We start from the raw sequence: 16,758 nt of genomic DNA on the forward strand, positions 1-16,758 counted from the left end.
ACCCTCCCGCCCCGCCCCCTCGGCTTCACCGGCCGTACGCAGGCGCTGGACCGCCTGCTGCCGTGTCTCGCGCCCCTCCCGGAGAACGACAGCGCGCCGCCCGTGCTGATCTCCGCCCTGACCGGCATGGGCGGCATCGGCAAGACTGCGCTCGCGCTGGAGGCGGCGCACCGGGCCTGCGCGGCGGGCTGGTTCCCCGGCGGCGCGCTCTTCGTGGATCTGCGCGGGTACGACGACGACCCGGTCACCGCCGACCAGGCGGTGCTGGCGCTGCTGGACGCGCTCGGGGTGCGCGGCCCGGACCTGCCGGCGACGGCGACGGGGCAGTACGACACCTATCGCGCCCTGCTCGCCGCCCGGCGTGAGCGGACGCTGCTGATCCTGGACAACGTCTCGGACCCCGGCCAGTTCCTGCCCCTGCTGCCGGGCACGGACCGCCACCGGGTGCTGGTCACGTCCCGGGAGCGGCCGGACGCGCTGCCGGTGCGGCGGATCGACCTCGACCCGCTCGCCGCGGCGGAGTCCGTCGCCCTGGTGACGCGCGCCCTGCTGGACGCGGACGAACGCGACGACCGTCCGGCCCGGGAGCCGGAGGCGCTGCGTGAGCTGGCGGACCTATGCGGGCACCTGCCCCTGGCCCTTCAGATCGCCGCCGCGATGCTGCGCCGGCGGCACCCGCGCGCCATCGCCTCGCTGGTGCGGGACATCCGGAAGACCACAGACCGCACGCCGCTGCTGGACGGCGGGCCGGTCGGCACCGACCAGTACGGCCGCTCGCTCGTCCTGCGCCCGGTGCTGGAGACGTCGTACCGCCGGCTGCCGCCCGGCCAGGCCCGGTTGCTGCGGCTGCTCGCCCTCGCCCCGGGCACCGAAACGGCCACGTGGACCGTCGCCGCGCTCACCGGTCTCGGCTGGGAGGCCGCGCTGTCCCTGCTGGAGGATCTGGCCGCCACCTGCCTGGTCACCCGGGTCCGCGGCACCGCAGGGGACGCCGACCCCCGGTGGCTGGTGCACGACCTGGTGCGGGCCTTCGCCGCCGGGGTGGTCGCGGCACGTCCGGACCTGCGGGAGGAGGGCGAGGAGGCGCGCGAGCGGGCCCTGGGTTTCTACGTCCTGTGCGCGCACATGGCCGACGCCCGGCTGCGCTGGCTGCCGGGCGAGCCGGAGCCCGAGCTGTTCGCGGACCGGGCCCGGGCTCTGGCCTGGCTGGACCGGGAGCGGACCGCGCTGGTGGCGGCCGTGCGGTGGGCGGCGGAGGACCGGTACGCGCGTCTGTCGGTGCAACTCGCCGAGTATCTGGCGGAGTACCTGGAATGGCGGCGGTACTTCGACGACTGGATCACCGTCGCCAGTGCCGCCCGGGACGCGGCGCACCGCACGGGCGACCGCCGGGCGGAGGGCGTCGGATGGGACTACCTGGGCCTGGCCCTGCGGCACGCGGGCCGTACCGACGAGGCGATCGACGCCCATCTGCGCGCCCTCGGTCTGAGCCGGGCCGAAGGGCACCGCGGCGGTGAGGCGATCCAGTGGGGGCACCTCGCCAACGCGCTGCTCGTCGCGGGCCGCCCCGAGGAGGCGATCGACGCGCACCTGCGGGCCCGCACCCTGCACCAGACCCATGGCCATGCCCAGGCGGAGGCCGACGAGTGGAACAACCTCGCGCTGTCACTGCACGCCGTGGGCCGCACGGAGGAGGCGATCGACGCCCATGTGCGGGCTCGCGACCTCTACCTGGCCCTCGGGGACCGGCACGGCGCGGGCATCGCCTGGAACAACCTCGCCCGCACCTGGGAGGCGGCCGGTCTGACGGCCCAGGCCATCGGGGCGTACGGCAACGCCCTGGAGGTCCAGCGGGAGTTCGGGGACTGGTTCGGCGCCGGCATGACCCTCGGCAACCTGGCCGGTGTCCACGCGGCCACCGGGGACCCGGTCCGGGCCCGCGCCACCTTCCTCGCGGCGGCCGACGCCTACACGCGGGCCGACGCCCCCGCCGAGGCCGCCCGCTGTCAATCCCGCGCAGACACATTGACCTGACTAGACCACTCCTCTTACCTTCACACGGCAGTCATCTCCGCGCCACCCCCACGTGTGCTCAGGAGGTCATGCCCGTGCGCCTCACCGCCGCCCACTCCCACCGCCTCCCCCTCTCCCTCCTCCTCACCGCCGCTCTCGCCGCCACCGCCCTCACCGCCTGCGGCGGCGGTTCCGGCAGCAGTCCGGACACGATCAAGGTGTCGTACAAGCAGTCCACCGACAACTCCGTCAAGGTGATGGACACCTACCTCGCCGGCATCAAGAAGCAGTTCGAGCACAAGTACCCCGGCAAGAAGGTCGAGTTCGTGCCGATCAAGGCCCCGGACTCGGAGTACTACACCAAGCTCCAGCAGATGCTGCGCTCGCCGCGCACCGCCCCGGACCTGGTCTACGAGGACACCTTCCTCATCAACTCCGACATCACCAGCGGGTATCTGAAGCCGCTCGACCCCTACCTCGCCAAGTGGCCGGACTGGGGACAGTTCATCGACACCGCGAAGGCGGCGGCCAAGGGGCAGGACGGGAAGACGTACGGCGTCCCGGACGGGACCGACACCCGCGGGCTCTGGTTCGACAAGCGGGTGTTCGGCAAGGCCGGGCTGCCGACGGACTGGCAGCCGAGGACCTGGGACGACGTCCTCGCCGCCGCCCGCACCATCAAGCGGAAGGTGCCCGGCGTCATCCCGCTCAACGTCTACACCGGCAAGCCGGCCGGTGAGCGGGCCACCATGCAGGGCTTCGAGATGCTGCTGTACGGCACGGGCGACGGTACGCGGGACCCCTTGTACGACAGCGGCAGCAAGAAGTGGATCACGGGATCGCAAGCCTTCAAGGATTCCCTCGGCTTCGTGGAGACGGTCTACAAGGAAAAACTCGGCCCGGACGTCTCCGACGCCCTCGACCCGAACTTCAACACCACCGTCAACGGCGAACTGCTCCCCCAGGGCAAGCTCGGTATCGCCCTCGACGGCTCCTGGCTGCCGTACGCCTGGCTGCCGGGCAGCGGACACGAGTGGCCGGACTGGTCCCGGCGGCTGGGGCTCGCGGCCATGCCGACGCAACACGGGCAGGCGCCCGGCAAGGTGAGCATGTCCGGCGGTTGGACCTGGTCCATCCCGGCCAAGGCGGCCAATCCCGACCTCGCCTTCGACTTCGTCCGGACGATGCAGACGAAGGACAACGCCCGGAAGTGGTACATCGCCAACTCCGGGATCGCCGTCCGCGAGGACGTCGCCGCCGATCCGAAGTACGTCGGCGCCCAGCCCGGCATCAAGTTCTTCACCGACCTGGTGGCGAGCACCCACTACCGGCCCGCGTACCCGGCGTACCCGAAGGTGTCGACCGCCGTGCAGGAGGCCATGGAGGCGGTCACGACCGGTGACCTGTCCGTGGCGAAGGCGGCGGGCGAGTACGACGCCACCGTCGAGGACGTCACCGGCGGCCAAGTGGTCCGCGGGTGAGGCGCCGGAACCCGGCCGTCCGGGTCCTCCCGGTCGCCCCCGCCCTGGTCCTGCTGCTGCTGTTCCTCGCCGGGCCGATCGCCTACTGCGTCTGGATCGCCTTCACCGACCTCCAGCTCACCGGCCAGGCGCACTCCTCCTTCGTGGGCCTCGCCAACTTCCGCCGGGCGTTCCGGGACGACGCGTTCCTGAACGCCGTCCGGCTGACCCTGGTGTTCACGGTGCTGTCCTCGCTCGTCGGGCAGAACACCCTGGGGCTGGCCCTCGCCGCGCTGATGAAGCGTGCGTCGAAGCCCGTCCGCACCCTCACCGGCGCGGTCGTCGTCACCGCCTGGGTGCTGCCGGAGGTCGTCGCCGGGTTCCTGCTCTACGCGTTCTTCCGGCGCGAGGGCACCCTGAACGCGATCCTGGACTGGCTGCACCTGCCCCGGCAGAACTGGCTGTTCACGCTGCCCGTCCTCGCGGTGTCCTTCGCCAACGTCTGGCGCGGGACGGCGTTCTCGATGCTGGTGTACTCCGCCGCGCTGGACGAGATCCCCGCCGAGATCACGGAGGCCGCCGAGGTGGACGGGGCCGGCGGCTGGCGGCGGCTGTGGCACATCACGCTGCCGATGATCCGGCGCTCCATCGGCACCAACCTCATGCTCAACACCCTCCAGACGCTCTCCGTGTTCGGGCTGATCTGGGTGATGACCCGGGGCGGTCCGGGCGACCGGAGCCAGACGCTGCCGCTGTTCATGTACGAACAGGCCTTCCAGAACAGCATGATCGGGTACGGCACCGCGGTCGCCCTGCTCCTGCTGGTCGTCGGCTCCCTGTTCTCCGTCGTCTATCTGCGGCTGCTGCGGACGGAGGTCTGATGGCCCGCGACCGTGCCTCCCGGCGGCTCGTCGCCGATGTCTCGCTGCTGGCGGTGGCCGCCGCCTTCGCGCTGCCCCTCGCCTGGGTGCTGCTGTCCGCCGTGGACCCGCACGCGGGCCTGCGGGTGAAGGTCCCGGGCGGCCTCACCCTGGCCAACTTCCACGCGATCCTGACCCCCGACATCACCTACACCCCGCTGCTGAACAGCCTCGTCCTGTGCGGGGGCGCCACGGCGCTGACCGTAGGCTGCGCCGCCCTCGCCGCGTATCCGCTGTCCCGGTTCCGGTCCCGGCTGAACCGGCCGTTCCTGCTGACGATCCTGTTCGCGACGAGCCTGCCCATCACGGCGATCATGGTGCCGGTGTACGCCCTGTTCGTCCGGGTGAACCTCATCGACACCCTCCAGGGCACGATCCTCTTCTTCGCCGCCTCCCAACTGCCGTTCGCCATCTGGCTGATGAAGAACTTCATGGACGGCGTGCCGACGGAACTGGAGGAGGCGGCCTGGACGGACGGGGCCTCGGCGGCGCAGTCCCTCGTCCGGATCGTGCTGCCGCTGATGGGGCCGGGGCTCGCCGTGGTGACCGTGTTCTCGTTCGTGATGATGTGGGGGAACTTCTTCGTCCCGTTCATGCTGCTGCTCACCCCGGAGCAGATGCCGGCCTCGGTGAGCATCAACGACTTCTTCGGCAACCGGGGCATGGTGGCGTACGGCCAGCTCGCCGCGTTCTCGGTGGTCTACTCGACGCCGGTGGTCCTGCTGTACGTCCTGGTGGCACGGCGGCTGGGCGGCGGCTTCGCGCTCGGCGGCGCGGTCAAGGGGTGAACCGGAAGGGCGGTGCGCCCGTGCCGCCGGCACGGGCGCACCGCTCGTGTCCGCGCACGCCGGACTCGCCGGCCCGCCGCACAGCGCGGTGACCTGAAGGAGCGGACCGCCTAGAAGACCGACTCCGCCTCGTCCATCCGGTCCTTGGGCACCGTCTTCAGCTCGGTGACGGCCTCCGCGAGCGGCACCATCACGATGTCGGTGCCGCGCAGCGCGGTCATCCTGCCGAAATCGCCGCGGTGGGCGGCCTCGACGGCGTGCCAGCCGAAGCGGGTGGCGAGGACGCGGTCGTAGGCGGTGGGGACGCCGCCGCGCTGGACGTGACCGAGGATGACCGGCTTGGCCTCCTTGCCCAGGCGCCGCTCCAGCTCGTACGCCAGCGCGGTGCCGATGCCCTGGAAGCGCTCGTGGCCGTACTGGTCGATGTCGCCCTTGCCGTAGTCCATGGTGCCGTCCATGGGGTGGGCGCCCTCGGCGACGCAGATGACGGCGAACTTCTTGCCGCGGGCGAACCGCTCCTCGACCATTTTGACCAGGTCGGCGGGGTCGAAGGGGCGCTCGGGCAGGCAGATGCCGTGGGCGCCGGCGGCCATGCCGGACTCCAGGGCGATCCAGCCGGCGTGCCGGCCCATGACCTCCACGACCATCACCCGCTGGTGGGACTCGGCCGTGGTCTTCAGGCGGTCCATGGCCTCCGTCGCCACGCCGACGGCCGTGTCGAAGCCGAAGGTGCGGTCGGTGGAGGAGATGTCGTTGTCGATGGTCTTGGGCACGCCGACGACCGGGAGGCCGGCGTCGGAGAGCATCCGGGCCGCGGTCAGGGTGCCCTCGCCGCCGATCGGGATCAGCGCGTCGATGCCGAACTCCTCGACCATGTCGGTGGCCCGCTCGCAGGCCTCGCGCAGCCGGTCGCGCTCCAGCCGGGAGGAGCCGAGGATGGTGCCGCCGCGGGCCAGGATGCCGCTGACCGCGTCCAGGTCGAGGGTGCGGTAGTGGCGGTCGAGGAGACCCCGGTAGCCGTCCTCGAAGCCGATGACCTCGTCGCCGTACTGCGCCACCGCCCGGTGCACGACCGACCGGATCACGGCGTTCAGGCCGGGGCAGTCGCCGCCTGCGGTGAGAACTCCGATGCGCATCGTGCTGTGTCTCCTGCTCGCTGTCGTGTGCCGGTGAGCCGGTGTCGATTGTTTCACGTCCATCGCGCCAATGAGATCCTGACGGGCGCCTTATCCGTCGACAGGGGTATTGTCAAGAGGGTTCTGCTCACCTCGGTGAGCGATTTTTATGCCGAAGTGGCGACGAAGGCGACATGAGGAACGGAGTGGACACGTGACGCGCAGCGTGTACGTGACCGGGATCGACCGCGGTGACGGACGCCAGGTCGTGGAGCTGGGGGTCATGGAACTGCTGACCCGGCAGGTCGACCGGGTGGGCGTGTTCCGTCCGCTCGTCCACGACGGCCCGGATCGCCTGTTCGAGCTACTGCGGGCCCGGTACCGCCTCGCGCAGGACCCGGCGACCGTCTACGGCATGGACTACCACCAGGCGTCCGCGCTCCAGGCCGAGCAGGGCACCGACGAGCTGGTCTCCGCCCTGGTCGACCGCTTCCACCTCGTGGCCCGGGACTACGACGTGGTCCTCGTCCTCGGCACCGACTTCGCCGACACCCAGCTGCCGGACGAGCTGTCGCTGAACGCCCGGCTCGCCAACGAGTTCGGCGCCTCGGTCATCCCGGTGGTCGGGGGCCGCGGGCAGTCCGCCGAGTCCGTGCTGGCCGAGACCCGCAACGCCTACCGCGCCTATGACGGCCTCGGCTGCGACGTGCTCGCCATGGTCGCCAACCGGGTGGCCCGCGAGGACCGCGACGAGATCGCCGAGCGGCTCGCCGACCGGCTGCCGGTGCCGGCGTACGTGGTCCCCGACGAGCCCGCCCTGTCCGCCCCGACGGTCTCCCAGATCGCCCAGGCCCTCGGCGCCAAGGTGCTGCTCGGCGACGACTCCGGGCTCGCCCGGGACGCGCTGGGCTTCGTCTTCGGCGGCGCCATGCTGCCGAACCTCCTCGGCGCCCTGACCCCGGGCTGCCTGGTCATCACCCCCGGCGACCGCGCCGACCTGGTCGTCGGCTCGCTCGCCGCGCACAGCGCCGGCACCCCGCCGATAGCCGGTGTGCTGCTGACCCTGAACGAGGTGCCGAGCGACGAGATCCTCACCCTCGCCGCGCGCCTCGCCCCCGGCACCCCGGTGCTCTCGGTGTCCGGCAACAGCTTCCCCACCGCCGAGCGGCTCTTCTCCCTGGAGGGCAAGCTGAACGCGGCCACCCCGCGCAAGGCGGAGACCGCGCTCGGCCTGTTCGAGCGGTACGCCGACACCGCCGACCTGGCCCGCCGGGTCTCGGCGCCGAGCAGCGACCGGGTCACCCCGATGATGTTCGAGCACAAGCTGCTGGAGCAGGCCCGCTCCGACAAGCGGCGGGTCGTGCTGCCGGAGGGCACCGAGGAGCGGGTGCTGCACGCGGCCGAGGTGCTGCTGCGCCGGGACGTGTGCGACCTGACCCTGCTCGGCCCGGTCGACCAGATCCGCAAGAAGGCCGCCGACCTGGGAATCGACCTCGGCGACACCCAGCTGATCGACCCGGCCACCTCCGAGCTGCGCGACTCCTTCGCCGAGAAGTACGCGGCCCTGCGCGCCCACAAGGGCGTCACGGTGGAGCTGGCCTACGACGTCGTGTCGGACGTGAACTACTTCGGCACCCTGATGGTCGAGGAGGGCCTGGCCGACGGCATGGTGTCGGGCTCGGTGCACTCCACGGCGGCCACCATCCGGCCCGCCTTCGAGATCATCAAGACCAAGCCGGAGGCGTCGATCGTCTCGTCCGTGTTCTTCATGTGCCTGGCCGACAAGGTGCTGGTCTACGGTGACTGCGCGGTCAACCCGGACCCCGACGCCGAGCAGCTCGCGGACATCGCCATCCAGTCGGCGACGACGGCCGCGCGGTTCGGCGTGGAGCCGCGGATCGCGATGCTGTCGTACTCCACGGGCACGTCCGGATCGGGCGCCGACGTCGACAAGGTGCGCGAGGCCACCGAGCTGACCCGCTCGCGCCGGCCCGAGCTGAAGATCGAGGGCCCCATCCAGTACGACGCGGCCGTCGAGCCGTCCGTCGCCGCGACCAAGCTGCCCGGCTCCGAGGTCGCCGGGCAGGCCAGCGTGCTGATCTTCCCCGACCTCAACACCGGCAACAACACCTACAAGGCCGTGCAGCGCTCGGCCGGCGCGATCGCCGTCGGCCCGGTGCTCCAGGGTCTGCGCAAGCCGGTCAACGACCTGTCCCGGGGCGCGCTCGTCCAGGACATCGTCAACACCGTCGCCATCACGGCGATCCAGGCCCAGGGCCCCGCCCGGAACCCCAGCGAGAAGGCGTCCCAGCAGTGACCTCCCCCACCCGTGTCCTCGTCCTCAACTCCGGCTCCTCGTCCCTGAAGTACCAGCTGCTGGACATGCGGGACAGCAGCCGCCTCGCGGTGGGCCTGGTCGAGCGGATCGGCGAGCAGACCTCCCGGATCGAGCACACCTGCCTCACCAGCGGCGACACCCGTGAGCAGACAGGGCCGATCGCCGACCACGACGCCGCCCTCAAGGCGGTCGCCGAGGAGCTGACCCGGGACGGCCTGGGCCTGGACTCCCCCGAGCTGGCCGCGATCGGCCACCGGGTGGTGCACGGCGGGATGTTCTTCACCGAGCCCACCGTCATCGACGACGCGGTGCTCACCGAGATCGAGCGGCTGATCCCGGTCGCCCCGCTGCACAACCCGGCCAATCTCACCGGCATCCGCACCGCGCGGGCACTCCGCCCGGACCTGCCCCAGGTCGCCGTCTTCGACACCGCGTTCCACACGACGATGCCGGAGCGGGCGGCGCGCTACGCGATCGACCCGAAGATCGCCGACCGCCACCGCATCCGCCGCTACGGCTTCCACGGCACCTCGCACGCGTACGTCTCGCGGCAGACCGCGCGGCTGCTGGGCAAGGACCCGTCCGAGGTCAACGTGATCGTGCTGCACCTGGGCAACGGCGCCTCCGCCTCCGCGGTTCAGAAGGGCCGCTGCGTGGACACCTCCATGGGACTGACCCCCTTGGAGGGGCTCGTGATGGGTACGCGATCCGGTGATCTGGATCCGGCCGTCATCTTCCATTTGGCCCGGGTTGGGGATATGTCCATGGACGAGATCGACACTCTTCTCAACAAGAGGAGCGGTCTGTTCGGTCTGTGCGGGGACAACGACATGCGGGAGATCCGCCGCCGGATCGACGAGGGCGACGAAGAGGCCGCGCTCGCCTTCGACATTTACATTCACCGGATCAAGAAGTACATCGGCGCCTATTTCGCCGTGCTCGGCACGGTGGACGCGGTGGCCTTCACCGCCGGGGTCGGCGAGAACGCGGCACCGGTGCGGGAGGCGGCGATCGCGGGGCTGACGGGCCTGGGCCTGGCGGTCGACCCGGAGCGGAACGCCGTACGCGGCGGCGGACCGCGGCTGATTTCGCCGGAGTCCGCCCGGGTGGCGGTCGCGGTGGTGCCGACGGATGAAGAACTGGAGATCGCGACGCAGACCTACGCACTGGTCGGAAAGAACAACTGAATAGCACCTGAGCGGTGTGGCACTCATTTGTATCTTCCGCCAGACGGAATATTCCGTAGCGAAACAAACCGATAGGATCGCCCCATGCGCCGTTCGAAAATCGTCTGTACTCTCGGCCCCGCGGTCGACTCCCACGAGATGCTCGTCGCCATGATCGAGGCGGGCATGAACGTGGCCCGGTTCAACTTCAGCCACGGCACCCACGCCGAGCACCAGGCGCGGTACGACCGCGTCCGGGCCGCCTCCAAGGAGACCGGCCGCCCCATCGGCGTCCTCGCCGACCTCCAGGGCCCGAAGATCCGCCTGGAGACCTTCGCCGAGGGTCCGGTCGAGCTGGAGCGCGGTGACGAGTTCGTCATCACGACCGAGGACGTGCCGGGTGACAAGCACATCTGCGGCACGACGTACAAGGGGCTGCCGGGTGACGTCTCGCGCGGCGACCAGGTCCTGATCAACGACGGCAACGTCGAGCTGAAGGTCCTGGACGTCGAGGGCCCGCGGGTGAAGACGATCGTCATCGAGGGCGGTGTCGTCTCCGACCACAAGGGCATCAACCTGCCCGGCACGGCCGTCAACGTGCCCGCGCTGAGCGAGAAGGACGTCGAGGACCTGCGCTTCGCCCTCCGCATGGGCTGCGACCTGGTCGCGCTGTCCTTCGTCCGGGACGCCAAGGACATCCACGACGTCCACCGCGTCATGGACGAGGAGGGCCGCCGCGTCCCCGTCATCGCCAAGGTGGAGAAGCCGCAGGCGGTGGAGAACATGGAGGACGTCGTGATGGCGTTCGACGGCGTGATGGTCGCCCGCGGTGACCTCGCCGTCGAGTACCCGCTCGAAAAGGTCCCCATGGTGCAGAAGCGCCTGATCGAGCTGTGCCGGCGCAACGCCAAGCCGGTGATCGTCGCGACCCAGATGATGGAGTCGATGATCACCAACTCGCGTCCGACCCGCGCCGAGGCCTCCGACGTCGCCAACGCGATCCTGGACGGCACCGACGCGGTCATGCTGTCGGCCGAGTCCAGCGTGGGCGCGTACCCGGTCGAGACGGTCAAGACCATGTCGAAGATCGTCACCGCGGCCGAGCAGGAGCTGCTCTCCAAGGGCCTCCAGCCCCTCGTCCCCGGCAAGAAGCCACGTACGCAGGGCGGTTCGGTGGCCCGTGCCGCCGCCGAGATCGCCGACTTCCTCGGCGCCAAGGGCCTGGTCGCCTTCACGCAGTCCGGTGACACCGCGCGCCGCCTCTCCCGCTACCGCGCTATCCAGCCGATCATCGCCTTCACCACGGACGAGGGCACCCGCAACCAGCTCACCCTGAGCTGGGGCGTGGAGTCGCACGTCGTGCCGTTCGTGAACACCACCGACGAGATGGTCGACCTGGTGGACCAGGAGGTCGACCGGCTCAGCCGTTTCGAGCGGGGCGACACCCTCATCATCACCGCCGGCTCGCCCCCCGGGGTCCCCGGCACCACCAACATGCTCCGCGTCCACCACCTGGGCACCCAGAGCAACTGACCGATCCGGCAAGGGTCTTGCACGGCACCGAGGGCGCCCCCCGCGACGGGGGGCGCCCTCGGTGTTGTGCGGCTCCCGAACTGGCTTGTACGACCGCTCAGTCGGTCGTGTACACGTGCATGCCGGGCACGTGCAGGTTGCCGCCGAACTGGGCCGCCTGGGTCACCTTGACGTTGGTGAAGTAGATCAGCGGGATGTTCAGCGGGGGCGGGCTGTCGGGGCTGAAGGTCACCGGGATCAGCCCGAACAGGTTGCCCGAGATGCTCTCGGTGTACATCACCGTGTCGCCGCCGGTGATGGTGGACGTCGAGCCCTTGGCCGCCTGGACGTGGTACGTCCTGTTCGCCTGCGTGTCCTTCACGGTCTGGTGCAGGTCACCGATGTCGGTGCCGCCGGAGATGACGTACTTCAGCACCTTCTTGGTGGTGCCGCCCGCCGTCTTCACCTCGACGATGCCCTGGTAGTCGGCGCCCTTGAGGAGCAGGGAGCTGGCGTTCAGGTACCAGGGGTCGTCCGCCACCGGCACCTTGTTGTCGACGCCGCCCTCCTCGTCCGTGGCCACCGGGCAGTCGTCGGCGGAGGCGGACGCGCTCGCGGACGGGTCCGGCGTGGCCGGCCCGGTCGCGTCACCGGCCGCCTCCGTGGCGTCCCCAGCCGTCTTGGAGACGGTGCCGGTGGTGCCGTCGACGGTGTCCTCGACCGTGTCCGTGGTCTTCTTCACCGTGTCCTTGACGGTGTCGGAGGCACCGCCGCCGGAATCCTTGCCACCGCCGGAATCCTTGCCACCGCCGGACGAAGTGCCCGTGGACGAGGTGTCCGTGGTGTCCGTGGTGTCCGCGGCGGACGACTGGGACGCGGACGGTGTCGGGGCCGGCGTCTGCGACGGCGCACCGGAGTCCTTGTCGCCGCCGGTGAGGAGGTCACCGAGCGTGTCGCCGATGGTGTCGAGGACGTTCCCGCCGCCGCTGTGGGGCTGCGACTGCGTCGGCGTGGTGGTGTCGCCGCCGGAGCCCGCACCGGAGTCCGAGCCCGACCCGGAGCCCGACGAGCCGGAATCCGAGGAACCGGAGCCCGACCCGGAGCCGGAGGAACCGGAACCCGAGGAGCCGGAGCCCGGCCCGGAGTCGGAGGACCCCGAGGTCGCGGTCGGCTCGGGCGTGTCCTTGTCGTCGGAACCTGAATCCGACGAAGAGGTACCGCCCGGCTCCTGCGTCTTCCCGCTCCCGGTGGTCTGCGACGGCGACGGTGCGGCCGGCGTGCTCTGGGACGCGGACGGCGACGGTGTGGCCGAGGGGTCCTTGGAGCCGTCGTCCAGCGCCTTCACGCAGTCCTTGTACTCGTCGGCCGTCAGGCTCTTCGCCGACGTCGACGGGGACGGGGACGGGCTGCCGTTGTTGTCGGCGAGGGCGAGCGTGGAGGTGAAGCCCATGCCCATGAGGACCGCCGTGGGCATGGCCACCGAGGCTATCGCCTTGCCGGCCGGCATGTGGAACCTGGTGAACAGCGGCTTTCTGGGGGCCGCGTGGCGGGGCCCGGTTCTCGCGCGGGACCCGTTCGCGTCGGTCCCGCGGGTCACCTCGTCAGCCGGCACTGTGCCTCCCGTTCGCCCCGTTGGCCGGGCTCGTTCCTGACAGGTCGTTCTCCCACGGCGCCTTGTACGGCCCGGCCGGGCCGGCGTCGGCCGCCGGGGTCGTGCCCTGGTGCGGCAGCGGAGCCGTGCCCGGGGCACCGCCCGCGTCCGGGGTGGCCTCGGTCGGCGGCTGCTCCTGCGGAGGCGTACCCGGCGCCCACGCCACGGCCAGCGCCCCGCCGACCAGGGCGAGCAGGAAGCCGATGACGAAGCCGCCGAAGTTGGACACGGGGATGGACACCAGCGCCAGCAGGATCGCGGCGACGCCCGCGAAGGTCCGTACGTGCTTCTGGAACCAGAGGCTGAATCCCAGGACGATGAGCAGCACACCGATGATCAGGGACCCGGCTCCCGCGGTGGTCGCCATGGCCAGCGTCAGGTGTCCGAGCTGCAGGTGGGCGTACGGGAAGTACATGATCGGAAAGCCGCCGAGCATGACGAACAGACCGGCCCAGAACGGCCGCGTGCCCCGCCAGGCGCGGAACTGCAGCCTCCGGCGGGTGAACTGGCCGGGTGCGGCGGCAGGAGTCTCGGCGCTCATGGAAAACAGCTCCCTGGTGCGGCGTTGCTGTGGTGGTGATGTGTGCCGCGTGTGAGGACGCGGCCGGAGTGTGGACGGGCGGGGGCGCCACCGGCCCCCCCGCCCGTCAGCGAGTGCTTAGTAGCACTCCTTGGCACCCGTCGACAGCGACATCTTCAGGCCGCTGAGCTTGAAGGTTCCGGCGGTGGTCGCCCACGCCGTCTGCTTCACGCCGACCAGCGTGGCCTTGTCGGCCTGCTGGGCGAACCCGTACGGGTTGGCCTGCTCGCCGCCGCCCTTCATGCCCGGACCCTTGGAGGCGTCCTTGGCGGCCACACCGATGTCGATGTTCTCGAACGTCGCGTCGGCGTTGAGGTCGGCAACGTCGATGTAGATGTTGTCGGCCTGCACCTTTTCGGCGCCCGCGCCGCCGGCCCGCAGGATCAGGCTGACGTTGCCGAAGATCGGCACGTCGGGCGTGACCACGGACTGGCACAGGTTGGTGATCTCGGCGTGCTTGAACGCCGAGACGGCCACCGGGTGCGCCGTCTTCTTGCCGTCCAGCGTGTAGCCGCTGTCGATGGCGCCGTACTGCGAGAAGCCGGTGCCGACGAGCTCGTCGGCGGACACCTTGAACGACTGGCCGGACACGCTGAACGAGGCGGCGAGAGCGCCCTGCGCGAGCGCGACACCTATACACGCCGTGGCGGCCACGCTGGGCACCATGACCACAGCGAACCGCTTCCATCTGGTCCCGCCACGCACCTGGGACTCCATATTTCCTCCTTCTCGGACGTACATCTCCTGGCCCGGGCTCGCCCCGTATCAGCGGCTCAGCCGGGCAGGGATGGGAGAAGTGCTACGTCCTCGGGAAGGAGAGCGCCCGCGCTCGGCGGCGCGAACAGCGCCCGAATCACCGGCGATCACCCCCGAGCGACAACCACTGGTCGCGCCTGACACGCATCACGCACAACCCTGCTGGACAGGCTTCGCCGGCCGGCGAAGACCCCCCTGCCCTAGACCCGGCGCCACTGCCGCCGGCTCTGCTCGGTGGGGAACCAGAATCTCCCGGTGACCCGACCGGCTGCCGGGGTACGGGAATGGACCGAGCGTCGCCGATCGTGGTGCATTCTCGGCCCGGACACAAGGGGGTTCGTTACTGGCTAGTAACGGCGGGATAACCGGAGAACGACCGACCGGTCTCGGACTGCGACGCTCGGTGGCACCGCAGGGCAGAGCAAAGCCGTTGATCCCTGGACGAATCCAGACAGACCAACGGCCTCGATTTACTCGGAGTAACAGCGGCCGCGATTACCAAGATTTGGTAAAGCGCGGCCGCCGTGACACGTCTCGGCGAACCTTTCACCCCGGCATCACAAGCCGTGGCGTTTAGGGACTGGTCAGAACAGGGCGCGGGCGAGGGCCCTGCGTGCGCCCACCACCCGCGGGTCCTCCTGGCCCACGACCTCGAACAGCTCCAGCAACCGGAGCCGTACCGCCTCGCGGTCGTCACCCGCCGTGCGCTGCACGGTCTCGATGAGCCGCCCGAAGGCGTCCTCGACGTGCCCGCCCACCAGGTCCAGGTCGGCGGCGGCGATCTGCGCCCGCGCGTCCTTCGGCTTCTCGGCGGCTTCCTGACGCACCTTCTGCGGGTCCATGCCCTGCACGCGCTGGAGCAACTCGGCCTGCGCCAGGCCCAGTTTGGCCTCCGGGTGGGCCGGGTCGTCGGCCAGCACGTTCTTGTACGCCTGGACGGCCCCGCCCAGGTCGCCGGCGTCCAGCGCCTGCGCGGCGGCGTTCAGCGCGGCGTCGTACGGCCCTTCGGCCGCCGCGGCCTGCGGGCCACCGCCCGGCTCCGCGTCCGGGTCGACGGTCAGACCGGTCAGCCCGAAGCGCTGCTCCGCGACCGCCACCAACTGGTCGAGGGTCTCCCGGATCTGCTGCTCGCCGGCCACCCCCTGGAAGAGCGGCAGCGCCTGGCCCGCCACGACGGCGAACACGGCCGGGATGCCCTGGATCCCGAACTGCTGCATCAGCATCTGGTTGGCGTCGACGTCGATCTTGGCGAGGAGGAAGCGCCCGTTGTACTCGACGGCCAGCCGCTCCAGGACCGGGCTCAGCTGCTTGCAGGGCTGACACCACTCGGCCCAGAAGTCGATGACGACCGGGACTTCGGCGGAGCGCTGGAGGACATCCCGCTCGAAGCCCGCCTCATCGACGTCGATGACGAGATCGGCCGGGGAGACGGCCCCCGTCCCGCCCTGCCGGGCGGCTTCGGCGCGCGCCTGCTCCGCCTTGGCCTTGGCCTCCTGGGCCGCCTTCACCGCGGCGAGGTCGACGACACCGCTCATGGACATGTTCCGTGGCTGCATGCGTCTATCCTCCCCCGATCCCGCGTCTGATGAAAAAAACGATGTGCGGCGCCGGGTCCCCACCCCACGCCTGGTGGTCGTCGCCCGCGTACGTCCCTCGCGAGCTTTCGCTACGACCCGTAGCGTAATGCCAAGAGGGCACCGCGCGGCACCCCGCCCCGGTGATCTCCCTCACGGCCGCACAGAACCCGCCGGTTATGGTCGGAGGATGCAGAGCCGCACTCCCGCCCGCCGTACCGGGCGCCCGCGCAGCGCCGCCGCGGACACCGCGATCCTGGCCGCGACCCGGGAGGCTCTGGTCGAACTCGGCTGGTCGAAACTCACCCTGGGAGACGTCGCCACGCGGGCCGGGGTTGCGAAGACGACCCTCTACCGCCGCTGGGCGGGCAAGAACGAGCTGGTCGTGGACGCGGTGGCGGAGCTCTTCGACGAGCTGGAGCTGCCCGACCGCGGCAGCCTCGCCGCCGACATCGAGGGCGTCGTCCTCCAGTTCGCGGCCATCCTGGCCCGCCCGGAGGCCAAGAGCGGCCTGATGGCGGTGGTCGCCGAGGCCACCCGCGACGACGCCCTGCGCGAACGCGTCCGCGCCTCCATCGTGGACCGGCAGATGCGGCTGGTCCTGGAGGGCCGCGCCCGTGCCCAGTGCCGCGGCGAGCTCCCCCCGGAACCCGACCCCGGGGAGTCCGCCCGCACGGTGGACCTCATCTTCGACGTGGTCGCGGGCGCGGTGGTCCACCGCACCCTGGTCAGCGGCAAACCGGCGGACGAGGACTGGGTCCGCAGCTTCACGCGGTTGCTGCTGTCGGGCCTCGCGTCCCAGCCCGCCGAGCCGGGTGGCGAGCGGGCGTAGACCGGTGGCCGGGGGGCGCGGAGCCCCCCGGCGGTCGGCCCGGCCAGGGGCGC

Annotated in this window: 13 protein-coding genes; 8 read left to right on the plus strand and 5 right to left on the minus strand. The window is 71.0% G+C overall.

Annotated features, from left to right (window positions below; genetic code table 11):
* Positions 1-126 precede the first annotated feature (126 nt).
* The 4 genes from AQJ11_RS22755 to AQJ11_RS22770 all read left to right on the plus strand — a co-directional run bounded on the left by AQJ11_RS22755 (position 127) and on the right by AQJ11_RS22770 (position 5,181).
* On the plus strand, positions 127-2,034 hold the full coding sequence (locus AQJ11_RS22755; RefSeq protein WP_059264263.1) for a tetratricopeptide repeat protein: 1,908 nt from the start codon (positions 127-129) through the stop codon (positions 2,032-2,034).
* 68 nt (positions 2,035-2,102) lie between these two features.
* The gene (locus AQJ11_RS22760) at positions 2,103-3,494 is read left to right on the plus strand and encodes an extracellular solute-binding protein (RefSeq protein WP_175252273.1); all 1,392 of its coding nucleotides are present in this window, start codon (positions 2,103-2,105) and stop codon (positions 3,492-3,494) included.
* Complete coding sequence (locus AQJ11_RS22765) at positions 3,491-4,354, plus strand: carbohydrate ABC transporter permease (protein WP_059264187.1); 864 nt, start codon at positions 3,491-3,493, stop codon at positions 4,352-4,354. Before AQJ11_RS22760 ends, AQJ11_RS22765 begins: the two co-directional genes overlap by 4 nt.
* Positions 4,354-5,181 carry a carbohydrate ABC transporter permease gene (locus AQJ11_RS22770; RefSeq protein ID WP_059264188.1) on the plus strand — a complete coding sequence of 276 codons (828 nt, stop codon included), beginning with the start codon at positions 4,354-4,356 and terminating at the stop codon, positions 5,179-5,181. Before AQJ11_RS22765 ends, AQJ11_RS22770 begins: the two co-directional genes overlap by 1 nt.
* A gap of 110 nt (positions 5,182-5,291) precedes the next feature.
* On the opposite strand, the gene AQJ11_RS22775 is transcribed toward AQJ11_RS22770, so the two are convergent.
* Positions 5,292-6,317 carry an ATP-dependent 6-phosphofructokinase gene (locus AQJ11_RS22775; RefSeq protein WP_014675062.1) on the minus strand — a complete coding sequence of 342 codons (1,026 nt, stop codon included), beginning with the start codon at positions 6,315-6,317 and terminating at the stop codon, positions 5,292-5,294.
* A gap of 193 nt (positions 6,318-6,510) precedes the next feature.
* Here AQJ11_RS22775 and pta point away from each other — a divergent pair, with 193 nt between their 5' ends.
* From pta to pyk, 3 genes are all read left to right on the plus strand, one after another.
* Positions 6,511-8,613, plus strand: coding sequence for a phosphate acetyltransferase (gene pta, locus AQJ11_RS22780; protein ID WP_059264189.1), 2,103 nt, complete (start codon positions 6,511-6,513; stop codon positions 8,611-8,613).
* The gene (locus AQJ11_RS22785) at positions 8,610-9,821 is read left to right on the plus strand and encodes an acetate kinase (RefSeq protein WP_014675060.1); all 1,212 of its coding nucleotides are present in this window, start codon (positions 8,610-8,612) and stop codon (positions 9,819-9,821) included. Before pta ends, AQJ11_RS22785 begins: the two co-directional genes overlap by 4 nt.
* An 84-nt stretch (positions 9,822-9,905) precedes the next feature.
* Positions 9,906-11,333 (plus strand): pyruvate kinase, encoded by a 1,428-nt coding sequence (gene pyk / locus AQJ11_RS22790; protein WP_014675059.1) that lies wholly within the window; start codon positions 9,906-9,908, stop codon positions 11,331-11,333.
* Positions 11,334-11,430: 97 nt separating this feature from the next.
* Here pyk and AQJ11_RS22795 read toward each other — a convergent pair whose 3' ends face one another.
* The 4 genes from AQJ11_RS22795 to AQJ11_RS22810 all read right to left on the minus strand — a co-directional run bounded on the left by AQJ11_RS22795 (position 11,431) and on the right by AQJ11_RS22810 (position 15,855).
* Positions 11,431-12,924: a hypothetical protein gene (locus tag AQJ11_RS22795; RefSeq protein WP_208616588.1), complete on the minus strand. Its 1,494-nt coding sequence runs from the start codon at positions 12,922-12,924 to the stop codon at positions 11,431-11,433.
* Positions 12,914-13,504 carry a DUF6114 domain-containing protein gene (locus AQJ11_RS22800; RefSeq protein ID WP_014675057.1) on the minus strand — a complete coding sequence of 197 codons (591 nt, stop codon included), beginning with the start codon at positions 13,502-13,504 and terminating at the stop codon, positions 12,914-12,916. Before AQJ11_RS22800 ends, AQJ11_RS22795 begins: the two co-directional genes overlap by 11 nt.
* A 117-nt stretch (positions 13,505-13,621) precedes the next feature.
* Positions 13,622-14,260 carry a DUF6230 family protein gene (locus AQJ11_RS22805; protein ID WP_015493344.1) on the minus strand — a complete coding sequence of 213 codons (639 nt, stop codon included), beginning with the start codon at positions 14,258-14,260 and terminating at the stop codon, positions 13,622-13,624.
* A gap of 623 nt (positions 14,261-14,883) precedes the next feature.
* The gene (locus tag AQJ11_RS22810; RefSeq protein ID WP_059264190.1) at positions 14,884-15,855 is read right to left on the minus strand and encodes a tetratricopeptide repeat protein; all 972 of its coding nucleotides are present in this window, start codon (positions 15,853-15,855) and stop codon (positions 14,884-14,886) included.
* Positions 15,856-16,063: 208 nt separating this feature from the next.
* Here AQJ11_RS22810 and AQJ11_RS22815 point away from each other — a divergent pair, with 208 nt between their 5' ends.
* Positions 16,064-16,705 (plus strand): TetR/AcrR family transcriptional regulator, encoded by a 642-nt coding sequence (locus AQJ11_RS22815; RefSeq protein WP_058081934.1) that lies wholly within the window; start codon positions 16,064-16,066, stop codon positions 16,703-16,705.
* Positions 16,706-16,758 lie beyond the last annotated feature (53 nt).

It is taken from the genome of Streptomyces corchorusii, from assembly GCF_001514055.1.
GTDB classification, from domain to species: Bacteria; Actinomycetota; Actinomycetes; order Streptomycetales; family Streptomycetaceae; genus Streptomyces; species Streptomyces olivaceoviridis.